Raw genomic sequence first — 15046 nt, 5'->3', positions numbered from 1 at the left:
CCAAGGAGTGGCGCTGGAATATGGGGGTAGGGAAAACAACAGAGAAACGCCCACCCCCCCCCCCACCAACCCTCGGGGCGTTATGTTTAAAGCCCGCCCCTGGGGGTCCCCCGCCCCCGGTGGCGCGGGGGGTTCGCCGCGCGGGGCGGCGCCCCCCCCCCCCCCCCCCACGACCACGCCACCTATGGTAGACGCCATAGTATGGCGGTATGGCAACCACACGTCGATCCCGCAACGCCCAAGCCCCACGTCCCCCCAGGGGCCAGGCACGGCAACGCATGATCGACGGCGCGATCGACTCCCTGCGCGTGCACGGCGCCAACGCCACCAGCGTCGACCGGGTCCTGGCCGCCACCGGCGCCCCACGCGGCTCGGTGTACCACCACTTTCCCGGCGGACGCACCGAGCTGATCACCGACGCCCTCGGCACCGCGGGCGAGCTGATGTCGACCTTCATCGAACGCCTGACCAGCGACAACGAACCCGCCGCCGCGCTGGACCGCTTCGCCGCGATGTGGCGGCGCACCCTGCTCGACAGCGATTTCCGCGCCGGCTGCCCGATCTTCGCGGTCGCCGTCGAAACCAACGACGAAGCCCCGGAGTTCGCCCGCCTCGCCGGGGAGATCTTCGGCCGCTGGCAGCAGGCCCTCACCGGGATGCTGACCCGCCACGACGTGCCCGCCGACCGCGCGCACCGCCTGGCCACGCTGACGGTCGCCGCGTTCGAAGGCGCCATCGCGCTGTGCCGCGTCCACCACGACATCACGCCGCTCGACGACGCCGTCGCCACGTTGCACGAGCTGATGCCCGCCGCGAGCTGAGCCACCCCGCCGCACGGCACGTCAGCCCTTGACACACCGACTATGGTGAATGCCATAGTCGGGAACAGGGCCGCGCCACCCCCGAATAAGCCACGCGCGGACACGATCTCGCCTTCCGCCCGCTGACACGCGCACCGAAGGAGCCACCGATGCCCGCCGCCGACCTCCACCTGGAAACGATCGAACTCGAACACACCGGGCGGGTACTCACCGCACGCGTCGTCGCACCACCGTTGAATTTCGTCACCACCGCCGTCGTCCGCGACCTCGACACCCTCACCGCCGCCGTCGACACCGACGGCACGATCGGCGCGGTCGTGCTCACCGGAGGACTGCCCGGCCGCTTCCTCACCCACGCCGACCCCGCCGCCCTCAGCGGCATGATCGAACGACCCCACCCCTTCGTCCCCGCCCGCGCCGCCGCCCCGTTCCTGCGCGCCGCCGCGGCCGCGCTGCGCGTACCCGGCGCCGCCGGCCTGGTCGAACGCCACGGCGGAGGCCTCGGCGCCGGCCTGGTCTGGGGCCACCGCTGGAAACGCACCACCCTGCGGATGAACCGCTCCCGCGTCGCCTACCTCGCCGCCATCAACGGACCCGCACTCGGCGGCGGCCACGAGATCGCACTGGCCTGCGACCTGCGCTACGCCGCCGACGCCGACCACGTACGCCTCGGCCAGATCGAGACACTGGCCAACCTCATCCCCGGCGGCGGTGCCACCCAACGCCTCACCCGCCTGCTCGGCGCCGCCAAAGCCATCGAGATCACCCTCGAAGGCACACCCTTCACCGCCCGCGAAGCATTGCGCCTCGGCCTGGTCCACCGCCTGCTGCCCGCCGCCGACCTGCTCGCCCAGACCCAGGCCACCGCGGCGCGGCTGGCCGCCCGCAACCCCGTCGCCGTCGCCGAACTCAAACGCGCCGTCTACTTCGGACCCGACAAAACCCTGTCCCGCGGCCTGGACGCCGAACAAGCCGGATTCGTCTCCGTCGGCACCACCGCCGCGGCCGCCCGCACCACCCAAGCCTTCTTCCAAGACCTCGACCGTCTCGCCGACACCCCCTTCCTCGCCGACCCGCAACCCTGGCTGGACGGCACCCGCGTCGACCAGGTGAGCCGATGACCACCCCGCCCGCCACCGCCACGTGGCACAAGACCGCCTGCATCCTGTGCGAGAACAACTGCGGACTGCTCATCCAGCTCGACGACCGCCGCTTCGCCAAGATCCGCGGCGACAAAGACCACGTCGCCTCCGCCGGCTACACCTGCAACAAGGCGCTACGCCTGGACCACTACCAGAACGGCGCAACCAGGCTCACCACCCCGCTGCGCCGCGAACCCGACGGCACCTTCACCGAAATCGACTGGGACACCGCCATTTCCGAGATCGCAGCCCGCTTGACGGCGATCAAGGACACCTACGGCGGCGACAAGATCTTCTACTACGGCGGCGGGGGACAGGGCAACCACCTCGGCGGCGCCTACAGCACCGCCCTGCGCCGCGCCCTCGGCAGCCGCTACCGCTCCAGCGCCCTGGCCCAGGAGAAGACCGGCGAAGGATGGGTCGACGCCCACCTCACCGGCGGCCACACCACCGGCGACTTCGAACACGCCGAAGTCTCGATCTTCCTCGGCAAGAACCCCTGGCAGTCCCACGGCGTCCCCCGCGCCCGCACCGTCCTGCAACAGATCGCCAAAGACCCCGCCCGCACCATGATCGTCATCGACCCGGTGCGCACCGAAACCGCCGACCTCGCCGACATCCACCTGAAACTCCGCCCCGGCACCGACGCCTGGTGCCTGGCAGCCCTGCTGGCGATCCTCGTCCAAGACGACCTGCTCGACCACGCCTTCCTCACCGAACACACCACCGGATCCGACACCGTCCGCACCGACCTCGCCCACATCGACATCCCCGCCTACGCCGACATCTGCGGCGTCCCCGAAGATCTCCTGCGCAGCACCGCCCACCGCATCGCCGCCGCGACCAGCGTCGCCACCTACGAAGACCTCGGCGTCCAGCAGAGCCCCAACAGCACCCTCATCTCCTACCTCGACAAACTGCTGTGGCTGCTCACCGGCAACTTCGCCAAACCAGGCGCCATGCAACCGCATTCCTGGATGGCGCCCCTGGCCGGCTACAGCCGCGAGGTCAAACGCAGCCCGGTCACCGGCGCACCCCTGTTCGGCGGCATGCTGCCCTGCAACGCCATCGCCGAAGAAATCAGCACCGACCACCCCGACCGATTCCGCGCGATGATCATCGAATCCGCCAACCCCGCCCACTCCCTGGCCGACTCGACCGCGTTCCGCGACGCATTGCACGCCCTGGACCTGGTCGTCGTCATCGACATCGCCCGCACCGAAACCGCCCGCCACGCCGACTACGTCCTACCCGCCGCCAGCCAATTCGAGAAATGGGAAGCCACCTTCTTCAACCTCGAATTCCCGCACAACACCTTCCACCTGCGCGCCCCCGTCCTCGACCCACTACCCGGCACCCTGCCCGAACCCGAGATCTACGCCCGGCTGCTGCGCGAACTACACGCCGTCGGCCGCGGCACACTCACCCTGCTGCGCACCGCCGCGAAACTCGGACGACGCCCCTACGCCTGGACTTTCGCCGCCCTGCTGGCCACCGACAAATCCCTCGCCGGCCTCGCCCCCTACCTGCTGTACGAAACCCTCGGCCCCACCCTGCCCGACGGCGCGCGCTCCGCGGCCGTCCTGTGGGCACTGGCCCAGCGCGTCGCCAAGGTCTACCCGGCCGCGATGCGCCGCGCCGGACACCGCGACGCCGACGCACTGTTCGACGCCATCCTCACCAGCCGCTCCGGCGTCACCTTCACCCTCGACGACTACGACAACGCCTGGGACTACCTCCTACACCCCGACAAACGGATCCCACTGGCCATCCCCGAACTCCTGCACGCCCTACGCGACCTCGCCACCACACCAGCCACCCACACCACCGCGGAATTCCCGTTCGTGCTGGCAGCAGGGGAGCGTCGCTCCTTCACCGCCAACACCATCTTCCGCGATGACACCTGGCGGCGCCGCGACCCCGAAGGCGCACTACGCCTCAACCCCGGCGACGCCACCCGCCTCGGCCTCACCACCGGCGACCGAGCCCGCATCACCACCCGCCGCGGCAGCGCCGTCGCCACCGTGGAAACCAACGACCGCATGCAACCCGGCCACGCCTCCCTGCCCAACGGCCTCGGCCTGGACCTACCCACCGGCGACGGCACCCGCCGCACCGGCGTCGCCCCCAACGACCTCACCGACCTCACCTGGCGCGACGCCATCGCAGGCACCCCCTGGCACAAACACGTCCCCGCCCGCATCGAACCCGCCTGACGACCCGGCACCGAATCGCGGTGTACACACCGCATTTCCGCTCGAGCCGCTACCCTGATCGGCCACGGCTACGTGCCCCGACCACCCCGGATGCACCACAATTCCGCACCCACCTGCCCGCACCACCGACGAGATCTGATCGCGCGCCGTCCTCTACCCGGGCACCCCGAGAACGGATGTCGGGTACGCCCGATCGCACAACACGGCATCCGCCTGCAACCCGCACACGGCGCACGCCAGGGGAGGGGAACAGCACAGTAGCAGCGCACCCCACGTCGGCTACCCGATCACCGCGCACACGCGGCACCGGCAGCCGGCGCAACACGGCATCACCCGCACCGCCTCAGACGGTCACCGCGGACACCTTCTCGCTCACCCCGGCGCCCTCGTCGTCGCCGGCAGCCGCACGCGTCACCGTCACCCACGTGTTGTTCACCGCCGCCGTCCCCGAGAACGTGTCCGTCAACGCCGGATCATGCAGCAGATTCACATTCGCGCCGGGCAGCGACGCCGCCACCGTCCACCCGACACCCGGCTCCTGATGCCCCCACCCATGCGGAATCGCCACCGTCCCGGCCCGGATATCGTCGCTGACCTCCAACGGCACCACGATCGAACCGGTCCGGGAACGCACCGTCACCGATTCACCGTCACGCAACCCACGCGCCGCCGCATCCTGCGGATGCATCAACGCCGTGCACCGATCCCGCCCCTTCACCATCGACGGCACATTGTGCAGCCACGAATTGTTACTGCGCAGATGACGACGACCGATCAACTTCAAGTCGTACCCGTCCACAGGCGCGGTCACCGCCTTACCCCGCCGCGCGTCCGCAAGAACCGCACGGGCCGCCGCCACGAAATCCTCCGGCGCCACATGCACCTTCCGATCCTTCGTCCCCAGCAACGACCGCAACCTCGGCCGCAACGGCCCCAGATCGATGCCGCCCACCGCCGCACGCGCCTTACCCACGGTCAAACCCTTACGGCCCCGCCGCAACACCCCATACGGCCCCGCCGCCACCCCGAGCGCCGCGATCCGCACGGGACTGACCCGATCGAACAACGCGTTCAGCACCCGCCCGGTCAACCGGCGCGCCGGCAACGGCACCACCTCGGTGACCAGCCGCGCCATGATCTGCCAATCCTCCAGCCCATCGGCAGGCGGCTCGAACACCCGCGCGTCGAAACGCAGATTGTTGCGCACACTGAACACCGGGAACAGGATGTTGACGTCCTCGCGCTCCAACGGCGAGATCGGCGGCAGGATGATGTCCGCGTGCCGCGTCGTCTCCGTGACGTACATGTCCACGGCCACATAGAAATCCAGCCCGTCCAGCGCCGCACCCAACCGGCCGCGCTGCGGCGTGGACAACACCGGATTACCCGCATACGTGATCATCGCGCGGATCCGGCCCGGCCCGTCGGTCAGCATCTCCTCCGCCAACGCCGCCACCGGCAACTCCGAACGGAACGACTTGTAGGTTCCGGAACTGTCGGTCCACGCCCCGTACCCCATCGGCAGATACTTCGCATACCGCGGCGCATCGATCGGCGGCGTCGCGAACATCTGACCACCCGCCCGATCCAAGTTGCCCGTCACCGCGTTGATCGTGTTCACCAGCCAATGCGTCAACGTGCCGGTCACCTGCTGACACACCCCGATCCGCGCGTACAGCACCGCCGAGGGCGCCGCCGCGTGCTCCCGGGCCAGCCCGCGAATCGTCTCCGCGTCCACCCCCGCGTACTGCGCCATCTGCTCCGGCGACGCCTCGGCCACCAACGCCCGCAACCGCTCCCAGCCCGTAGTCGACGCGCCAACAGCCCCCTCGTCACACAAATCCTCGGCGACCAGCACATGCAACATCGCCAGCAGCAGATACACATCCCCACCCGGCGCCACCGCGACATGCTGATCGGCCAGCCGCGCCGTCTCGGTCCGCCGCGGATCGATCACCACGACCTTCCCACCACGCCGCCGCACGTCCCGAATCCGCTGCTTCGCATTCGGCATGGTCGTCACCGACCCGTTCGACACCGCCGGATTCGCCCCCAGGATCACCAGCCGATCGGTCCGATCGATATCGGTCACCGGCATCAGCACATTCGAGCCGAACATCCGCCACGCGACGAACTCCTGCGGGAACTGATCGATCGAGGAAGCCGAGAAGAAATTCCGCGTCAACAGCACCGAACGCAACAGCGCCGCGTACAGCACCGACGAACTGTGCGCGGCCGGATTCCCCAGATACATACCGATCGCACTGTTCCCGTGCTCCCGACGCACCTGCCGCAACCGCTGCCCGATCTCGCGAAACGCCTCATCCCAGCCGATCGGCTCGAACGACGACCCCACCCGCCGCACCGGCGTACGCAACCGATCCGGATCGTGGTGCAACCCGCCCATCGCCGTCGCCTTCGGGCAGATGTACCCCTTCGACAGCACGTCCTGCGGATTGCCCTCGATCCGCGTCACCTGATCACCGGAGACCGTGACAAGGATTCCGCAGTGCGCCTCACACAGGGTGCACTGGCGGGCAATGGTGGTAGCGCTCATCAATTTTCACCTTCTGCCGGATCGCTTCCCACAGGCTATCTGGGACAGCTCATTCCGTACAGGTCTCTATGCTGGACGGATGCGGGCATGCAGATGCATGTCATGCCAACCATCCGCGTGCAACCCCGCACTGCGCCGGACACTCTCCGGCGCGAACCCCGCCTTCACCGCCGCACGGCACGACGGCAGATTGCGCACCGAATGCGACACCTCCAACCGATGGAAACCCACCCCGAAAGCCCACCGGGTCACCGCCTCCACCGCCGCAGGCGTCACCCCACGCCCCCGCCATCCCGGAGCTGTCCAATAGGCGATCCCCGCCGTCCCATCCGGCGGCGACATCCCCCGCAACCCCACCCGCGCCGCCACCACGTCACCGACCACGACCGCCCACTGCGGACCGTCACCATTGCACCACCCGGCCCGCCAGCGCGCGATCAACTCCAGCGCCTCGCCCTCGGACACGACATCGCGCACATGCCAGCGTTGGATCTCCGGATCCTCATAGACCGCCCGGATCACCGCCGCATCGGCGTTCACCCACGGCCGCAACAACACCGCCTCACTCCGCAGAACGGGTTGAGACCCCGCTGCGAACACGTCGGCGGCGACCACATCAGGCATCAGAGCGGACACACCCGGATTGTCACCCGCACACGCCGCCCGCCGTCACCGATTTCATCGGCACAGTCTTCGATGACCTCGGCGATCCGACCAACCGTCGTAATGATCCGCGATGAGGTCGAATTCAGGCTGCCGGTTACCAGCGGCCCCGTGCGAGCCGGTCGCAAAGTGCGTCTCGCACATCGGGGGTGCTGCGCACCCTCGCTCGGAGCACTCCCTTCCGGATCCGCAACCAGAAGCGTCACAGTGACAATAAGCGACGCGATGAGGGGGAGCAGGGGAGCCCCGGCTACGCGGTCGAGACCTCCACGTCCGCATCGACAACAGGCGCCGGCTGCGGCGCCGCGAATCCCGGCAGGAATCGGTTCACCGCGGGAATCATCATGTGGATCAGCGGGCCGATCCCGAAGGCGTACACCAGCGTTCCGATGCCGACACTGCCGCCGAGCACGAACCCCGTCGTCAACACGGTCAGCTCGATCGCCGTGCGAACCATCCACACCGATCGACCGGTCCGCCGAACCAGTCCAGTCATCAGTCCATCCCGCGGACCCGGGCCCATGCCCGCCCCGATGTACAACACACTCGCCACCGCGTTCAGCACGACCGCGGCCCCCATCGCGCCGACCCGCACCGCGAGCGCATCCCACGACGGCAACCACGCCAGCCCCGCGTCCACCGACACGGCGATCACCACGACATTGCTCACCGTGCCCAAGCCGGGCATCTGCCGCAACGGAATCCAGACCAACAGCACTACGACACCGGTAATCGCCGTCACCGCGCCAAAACTGAGCGGCACATGCCGCGCCACGCCCTGATGGAACACATCCCACGGATCCAGCCCGAGCCCAGCCCGCACCATCACCGCCATCGAAAACCCGTACAACCACAAACCCGCGTACAACGCGACCAACCGACGAACCAGCACCGCCCCAGCGTGCCCGCAACTGGCCACCACAACCAGAGCCAATCACCGATCACTGGACCTGACAGTAGCCGCAACCAGGCTGCAATTCGTCACTGTGACGTTTTCATGCAATCAGACTCTAAGCCAGGGGAGATCAGTATAGAGAAATCCCAATATTCACCAAGCAAGCCAACAGTCACCGAAAAATTTTCACCAACCGGACAAACACGCCGGGCGTCCCGCCAAATCCGGCAACGACATTCGACCGCCCGAACCTGAGACCGGCCCGGGCGCACGGCGAAACAGGCTGCGAAGCAACGGCAAACCAGCAGTAAGCCGCCTCACCGACCCGCGCCGAAATCGCGCCGATAATCGACATTATGTCAACTAGAGACGCACCCGCCCTTCCGGGAAGCAACTCAGCCCTCCCCGGCCTCCAGGTGAGATGTGTCGGCAAGACTGACCATCGCACGATTGCGCCAGTAGTCGTCGTGCCGCAGGTGGGTGATCGCGCCGGGCGAGGTCGCGAACGACACGAAGCCGACCGCCTCCACCGGCAGCATCATCCAGGTGGTGACCACGAATGTCAGCGCGTAGCCGTGCGTGACAACGATATGGTCGTGCTCGGTGTCGGCCATCAACTCACGCACACACGCGCCCACCCGCGTCGCGACCTCACGCCGTGTCTCCGCACCACGGATCGGCCCTCGATGATCGAGCCGATCATGATCCGGTGCGGGAACCTGCCGCTGGGCGAGCCACGCGTTCGGCCGACCGCCCGCTTCCCCGAAACTGATCTCCCGCAGCCGCTGGTCCACCGTCACCGGAACACCGAACTCGGCCGCGACAAGCCGCGCGGTCTCCACACAACGGGCCAGATCCGACGTCGTGACCCGCACCGGCCGCACCACACCGGCACGTCGGCGCACCAACTCGGCCGCGACAAGACAGGCGTCGCGCCGACCCCGCGCCGTCAGTACCGAGTCATACCACCCACCGACGAGATCATGTTCGGTGTGCTCCGCATGCGGGTGACTCACCACGTAGAGGTCCTGCATCCCACTCCCCCAGTCCACAGAGATCTGCTTGGTCCCCGCCGCGTCACCCTACCGTCGCGCGACTCGAGTCCGCGCCTCGGCGCCGGGCCCAACCCCGAAAACAGGCCCGGCGCCGCGGTCTGGGAACTCAACCCAGCATGTCGGCCAGTTCCGCGTGCAGATCGAGCAACGCGGGAATCTGCTCCGCAGGGCGACGTCCCATGCCGCACTCGGTGGCGATGCCGAAGTCGGCGACCGCGGAACGGGCCGCTTCGATGCGCTGAAGCGCGCCCGCACGGCCGTCCGTGGCATGGACCAAACCGAGGTAGAGATCCGTCTCCGCCGGAAGGGTGAGATCGGCAAGGGGCTTGAAATAGTCTGCGTCGGTCCGCGAACGCGGCACCGGCAAGTGGATCCAGTTCACCGACCGGTCCAGCCCGGCCAGAATCCGGTCGGCGACCGCCGCGAGCCGGCCGGTGTCAGCGGGTTCGGCGAAGTGCTGGTGCCCGAAATCGCCGTAGCACAGGTGATAACCGAGCTCGACCGGTTCGGGCACCGCGGCGCCCAACCGGACGAGGCGCTGCCCCACTTCCGCGAGCTGTGTCGCATTGTCAGAACCGAACCAAGACGGGAAGATCCCCTCGAAGATGGCGAACTCGACCGCGGCATCCCATTGCACAGCAAGGTCTTCCGCCGGTATCGCCGCGACTATGGCGTCCAGCTCGTCGAGCAGACGCGCTTCGTATCTGCGTTCCAACTCCCCCTGCGGGCCCGCGACGAACGCCCCGATCACCGCGATCGGCGTCGGCAAGCTCACCTGGAACCGGATGCCCGCCGGGATCGTGCCGTCCGCCCGCAATTCCTGGAATACCTGCCAGGATTCCACCGCCGCCTCCGCGTACCCCAACGGACCGAAGTCGATCGACGCCGGGTCTACGCCGGGCTTGGGCTGCACCCGTTCGCTCGGCCCGTACTCCGGGCTCGGCGGAGGAACGGTTTCCAGGTCGGGATGTGCCTGCATCTTGGGCAGCTGCCACACCACCCAGTTGTCCCGCACCCCGGTCTCGCCGTCCGGAATGCGTTTCACATGCTTCCCGACGCGTATCGCCGCCTCGGAGAAGACAGTCCGCGCATCCGACAGCGGAACACTGCCGCACAAATGAACTCCACGACCCTCACCCACCGCAACCTCCTGCACATGGCCTACCGCTGGTCCAGCCCGCCCGGTATCGAAACCAGGTATTTGCCACACGTTCTGCCCAAGATTCCGACCAACGTGGGCAATCGATCAGCCGAGCTATGCGATGCAGCGTAGGTGGGAACTCGTCGCTCGGATCCCCAGCTTTGGGAAACAGTCAGCGATCTGTTTACTGGCCCGATTCTCGGCGCGCCTCGTCCTGTCCTCTCCGCCACCGGCTCGTGCTCGCGGCCTTGCCGAGCCCGCTGTTGAGCAACAAGAATCACGACACGACGGTCGAGAGGATCGCCGACCCGGTACCGCCGGCCGCTCTGGAGGTTTCGTCACATCTGCGAATTACTCATCATGGTCAACGGCCTACCCGGCTCCGGAAAATCGACGTCGGCTCCCCCGCTGGCACGAGAACTACGCGCCCACCTGATTCGCAAAGACCTCGTCAAGGAGGCACTGGGTTCCGGGCTGGACAGCACCGCTGTCTTGCCGAACATCGGGGCCATCGCGATGGAAGCGGTGTGGGCGCTCGCCGCCGCGTTACCCGGTGTCGTCGTGGTCGACTCCTGGTGGTTCAAGCCTCGTGACATGCGGTACGCCGCCGAAGGTATCGCGATCTCCGGCGCCACCCGCGCCGTGGAGGTCTGGTGCTCGGTCCCGTCCGACGTCGCTCTGGCGCGATTTCACAGCCGCGCCCGCGCGGATCTGTATCAGGACGACGCGCATCTGGCGCAGGACTGGGACCGGTGGGCGCGACTGGCCGAACCCCTCGCACTCGCTCCGGTCGTCACCGTCGACACCACTACCCCGGTCGACTACCCCGAGCTCGCACGCCGGGTGATGGCCGCGGCCACAGTCACCATCGGCGACGTCCTCTAACGGCTGGGTCATCTGCCGCCGATCTACTTGATCTTCTGGAGCCGCGCCGGATCCGCCCCCGGCGTACATGCTTGTCTGGGTAGATAATCGGGCTGAGTTCGTATGCGGTGGAGACGCTATATGCATATATACGCAAAGGGACGTATCCTAATATTTTCTTCCCCGGGGTCAGTTACATAAGGGTCGCAAAGACTTCGGCCACACCGCGGCACTCGTCCTGTTCGATCTCTATGCCCACGCCACGGATTCCGACCCGCCTGGCCCCGCTGGCCCTCCCCTACCCGCAGATCCACAACTACCCCGGGCGACAACGTTATTCGCAAACCGATAGCAAGCTGAACTAACGTTCGAACGGTGCTTGGACATTCACACGCGACCAGTGGCGCGCTGGCCTGGTCGGCGGCAGCGGCGACGTTGCCGGTCACGATCTTGACGTTTCCCGCCCTCCAGGATGCGACAGGGCACCTCGGCACCGTCGATCTGCTGCTGGGCGTCTTCCTGACCGCCGGTGCGGCGCTGCTGCCCGACGCCGACCATCCCGACGGCACGATCTCGCACGCCCTGGGTCCGATCACGCACACCGCATGCAAGGTGATCTCATGGGTCTCGGGCGGCCATCGCGGCGCCACCCACTCTTTGGCGTTCGTCGCGGCCGTCGCCTATGGGACGTGGGCCGGCGAGCACTGGCTCGGCCGCTGGTTCACCCTGAGCCTGGTCTTCTTCCTTCTCGCCCTGGCCGTGCGTGCCCTGCACCTGTGCCCGTCCGGCAACAACTTCAAGGCGTGGGGGCCCATCGTGGTCCTCGCCTCCGCGGGCACCTTCGCGATGGAGCATTGGATCGCCGACAAGCCCGTCTGGCTGCCGTTCGCGGTCGGGTTGGGTGCGCTCGCACATCTCCTCGGCGACTGCCTCACCGAGCGCGGCTGCCGCCTGTTCTGGCCGTTCGGCCTTCGAGTCAGCCTTCCGGTCATCGATCGCACCGGGAACAAGGTCGAAACCTTCCTTGTAGCACCGTTGTTCACGCTCGGCACCCTGGCGATCCTTTGGTACACCATCACCCACCAGCCCTGACAACTCGACGCTGCCGCCGGGGCGTCCCCCGCCCCGGCGATCGCCGCGCCACAGCGCGTGGGGCCACTGGTGGCAGTAGCCGGGTCTTGCCTCCCCCTCCCCTCCTTGCTGCATTGGTGTGGTGGCCTGTTAGTGAGGTTGGAGGTTGGTAGCCACATAGTGAGATGCGCATATCTACGTAAGCACATCTTATTCACTACATCGACTCATCGCTTTCGTCACCCATCATCTCCACCCAGCGGGGCCCCCTACCCCGAGCCGTTTCTTCCGAGAACTCCGCACTCCCCCGGCTACCCTGATGCCATGCTTGCCTCGACCATGCAGCCGCAGCGCTGGACGCCGCCGCCCTCCCCTGCTCGGGCGCGCCGAAAGCACAGCACGCCACCCCTTCCCCCGGTCCGGCGCCTCGAGTTGCCCGGCGCGGGGCCCGAGGATGTCGTGCTCTCCCCCGACGGCAGGATCATCGCAGGCATCGCGGACGGCGCGATTCTCAGCATCGATCCGGCTACCGGCGGTGTCCGCGAACTCGCGAACACCGGCGGTCGCCCGCTCGGTCTGCACGCCGACGCCGACGGGCGCGTGCTGATCTGCGATGTCGAGCGTGGGCTGCTGGAGCTGGACACCGACGGAACGCTGACCGTGCTGGTGGACGAGATCGATGGCGAGCCACTGCGGTTCGCCAGCAATGTGGTGCGGGACGCCGACGGCACGATCTACTTCTCGGCGTCGTCGCGCCGGTACTCCCTCGACGAGTACATGGGCGACATTCTGGAGCACTCCGGCACCGGCCGCCTGTTCCGCCGGGATCCCGCGGGCGAAGTGCGGACGCTCATGGACGATCTGCAGTTCGCCAACGGACTGGTGCTGGCGCCCGATCGTTCCAGCGTGGTCGTCGCGGAGACCGGCGGCTATCGGTTGACGCGCTATTGGCTGTCCGGCCCCAAGGCCGGCACGTGGGAGAGGTTGATCGAGAATCTGCCCGGATTCCCGGACAACTTGGGCCTCGGCAGCGACGGCCTGATCTGGATCACGCTGCCGTCGCCACGGAATCCTTTGCTGGATCGGCTTCTTCCGCTGCCTGGCATGCTGCGGCGCATCGTGTGGACGCTGCCCAGTTGGGTGCAGCCGAAACCGGCGCGGACGGTGTGGGTGATGGCGGTCGATTTCGCGGGCGAAGTCGTGCACGACCTGCAGGTGGAAGGCACCGATTATTCGATGGTGACCGGTGTGGTCGAACAGGACGGCGTGTTGTATCTCGGCAGCCTCACAGAGCGGGCGGTGGCTGTCTCGCGCGTGCCGTAGGGTTTCGCGACCACTTTCAGTGCACACTTGTACACTGAGGCTATGACGGAGAGCGCGCGCCAACGGCAAGCGGAGGTGAGGGCGCTGGCCCGGCTGGCCGGTGACGAACTGGGCGGAGCGGTGGATGGGATCGCGGCCGTGCACCGGGCGATCGCGCACCGGGTGTTCGCCGCGGTGCGGTGGGGTGTGGGACCGGCGGCGGCGCCGGTCGAGCTGATGCACGATGCGATCGCCGAGAGCGTCTACCGTGTGGTCAGCGGATCGGCGGTGGTGGCGGGCATGGTCGCCGAGCGGACGGCGGATCTGCCCGGCGAAGCGCCGTCACGCACGGTGTACGGTTCGGGGTTGCTCGCCGCGCTGCAGGGTCTGATCGGTGACGATCTCGAGCAGACGCGCCCGATTCTGGCCGCTCCGATGACGTTCCGGATCGATGGCGCGCCCGTGCGAGCCGAGCTGGTCGGTGCGCGCGTTCAGCGGCCCAGCGCGCATGTCGTGGTCTTCCTGCACGGGTTGGTGGAGAGCGAGCACGCGTGGCGTCTGGGCGGTGGGCCGACTTATGCCGAGCGGCTGGAGGGCGATATCGGTTGTACGGCGCTGCAGGTCCGGTACAACTCCGGGCTGCATATCTCGGAGAACGCGGCGCAGCTCAGCGAGCTGATGCGGTGTTTGGTCGAGCGGTGGCCGGTGCCGATCGAGCGGGTGTCGCTGGTGGGTCATTCGATGGGCGGGCTGGTCGCGCGGGGTGCGTGCTTCGTGGCGAGTGAGGCCGGATTGCCGTGGGTGCGGCTGGTGCGGCAGGTGGTGTGCCTGGGTTCGCCTCATATGGGTGCGCCGCTGGAGCAGGTGGTGCATTTCGTGTCGGCGGCGTTGGTGCGGTTTCCCGAGACTCGTCCGTTCGGGCGTCTGTTGCGTCGGCGTAGCGCGGGGATCCGGGATCTTCGTGACGGCTCTCTGGTGGACGAGGATTGGCGTGATCTGGACGCTGACGCTCTGCGTCGCCGGGTGGTGCGCGAGGTTCCGCTGTTGGTGGGCGCGGACCACTATTTCGTCACCGCTACCGTCACTCGCAGTCCGCGGCATCCGCTGGGGCGTGTGCTCGGTGATGGGCTGGTTCTCACTCCGAGTGGTTCGGGTCGTGCTCGGACTCGTCGCGTCGGGTTCGACGTAGAGAAGGGGATGCATCTGGCGGCGGCGCATCATTTCACGTTGCTGAATGACGAGGCGGTGTATCGCGCGTTGGGTACCTGGTTGACGTCGGAGGCTGCCGAAGTCTCCGGGTGAGCCCTTCGGGGGCGGGA

At 67.8% G+C, this 15046-nt stretch carries 12 protein-coding genes; 7 read left to right on the top strand and 5 right to left on the bottom strand.

The window, feature by feature from the left end; translation table 11 throughout:
- Positions 1–209: 209 nt before the first annotated feature.
- From ABZ552_RS12505 to ABZ552_RS12495, 3 genes are all read left to right on the top strand, one after another.
- A complete protein-coding gene (locus tag ABZ552_RS12505; RefSeq protein WP_281880516.1) occupies positions 210–821 on the top strand; it encodes a TetR/AcrR family transcriptional regulator in 612 nt (203 codons plus the stop codon).
- A 149-nt stretch (positions 822–970) separates the two neighbouring features.
- Positions 971–1942 carry an enoyl-CoA hydratase/isomerase family protein gene (locus ABZ552_RS12500; RefSeq protein ID WP_357437053.1) on the top strand — a complete coding sequence of 324 codons (972 nt, stop codon included), beginning with the start codon at positions 971–973 and terminating at the stop codon, positions 1940–1942.
- Positions 1939–4179, top strand: coding sequence for a molybdopterin-dependent oxidoreductase (locus ABZ552_RS12495; protein WP_357437050.1), 2241 nt, complete (start codon positions 1939–1941; stop codon positions 4177–4179). The genes ABZ552_RS12500 and ABZ552_RS12495 overlap by 4 nt, the downstream gene beginning before the upstream one ends.
- A 343-nt stretch (positions 4180–4522) precedes the next feature.
- Here ABZ552_RS12495 and ABZ552_RS12490 read toward each other — a convergent pair whose 3' ends face one another.
- The 5 genes from ABZ552_RS12490 to ABZ552_RS12470 all read right to left on the bottom strand — a co-directional run bounded on the left by ABZ552_RS12490 (position 4523) and on the right by ABZ552_RS12470 (position 10394).
- A complete protein-coding gene (locus tag ABZ552_RS12490) occupies positions 4523–6736 on the bottom strand; it encodes a molybdopterin oxidoreductase family protein (protein WP_357437047.1) in 2214 nt (737 codons plus the stop codon).
- A gap of 66 nt (positions 6737–6802) precedes the next feature.
- The gene (locus ABZ552_RS12485) at positions 6803–7372 is read right to left on the bottom strand and encodes a GNAT family N-acetyltransferase (protein WP_357437044.1); all 570 of its coding nucleotides are present in this window, start codon (positions 7370–7372) and stop codon (positions 6803–6805) included.
- A 277-nt stretch (positions 7373–7649) separates the two neighbouring features.
- On the bottom strand, positions 7650–8234 hold the full coding sequence (locus ABZ552_RS12480) for a hypothetical protein (RefSeq protein WP_281880987.1): 585 nt from the start codon (positions 8232–8234) through the stop codon (positions 7650–7652).
- 455 nt (positions 8235–8689) lie between these two features.
- Positions 8690–9346, bottom strand: coding sequence for a histidine phosphatase family protein (locus tag ABZ552_RS12475; RefSeq protein ID WP_357437041.1), 657 nt, complete (start codon positions 9344–9346; stop codon positions 8690–8692).
- Between the two features lie 109 nt (positions 9347–9455).
- Positions 9456–10394: a hypothetical protein gene (locus tag ABZ552_RS12470; RefSeq protein WP_357437038.1), complete on the bottom strand. Its 939-nt coding sequence runs from the start codon at positions 10392–10394 to the stop codon at positions 9456–9458.
- A 456-nt stretch (positions 10395–10850) separates the two neighbouring features.
- Between ABZ552_RS12470 and ABZ552_RS12465 the strand changes: the two genes are divergently transcribed.
- From ABZ552_RS12465 to ABZ552_RS12450, 4 genes are all read left to right on the top strand, one after another.
- Complete coding sequence (locus ABZ552_RS12465) at positions 10851–11375, top strand: AAA family ATPase (protein WP_281880526.1); 525 nt, start codon at positions 10851–10853, stop codon at positions 11373–11375.
- Between the two features lie 354 nt (positions 11376–11729).
- Complete coding sequence (locus ABZ552_RS12460; protein ID WP_281880529.1) at positions 11730–12446, top strand: metal-dependent hydrolase; 717 nt, start codon at positions 11730–11732, stop codon at positions 12444–12446.
- A 303-nt stretch (positions 12447–12749) separates the two neighbouring features.
- Positions 12750–13748 (top strand): SMP-30/gluconolactonase/LRE family protein, encoded by a 999-nt coding sequence (locus tag ABZ552_RS12455; protein WP_281880532.1) that lies wholly within the window; start codon positions 12750–12752, stop codon positions 13746–13748.
- 42 nt (positions 13749–13790) lie between these two features.
- Entirely contained in the window at positions 13791–15029 is a 1239-nt protein-coding gene (locus ABZ552_RS12450; RefSeq protein WP_357437033.1) for an alpha/beta fold hydrolase, read from the top strand.
- The last annotated feature ends 17 nt before the right edge of the window (positions 15030–15046 follow it).

This window comes from Nocardia sp. NPDC019219 (assembly GCF_040632645.1).
In the GTDB taxonomy this organism is placed as follows: domain Bacteria; phylum Actinomycetota; class Actinomycetes; order Mycobacteriales; family Mycobacteriaceae; genus Nocardia; species Nocardia sputorum.
The sequence above is the reverse complement of the archived record's forward strand: the minus strand, read 5'-3'. Positions and strand labels throughout refer to the sequence as shown.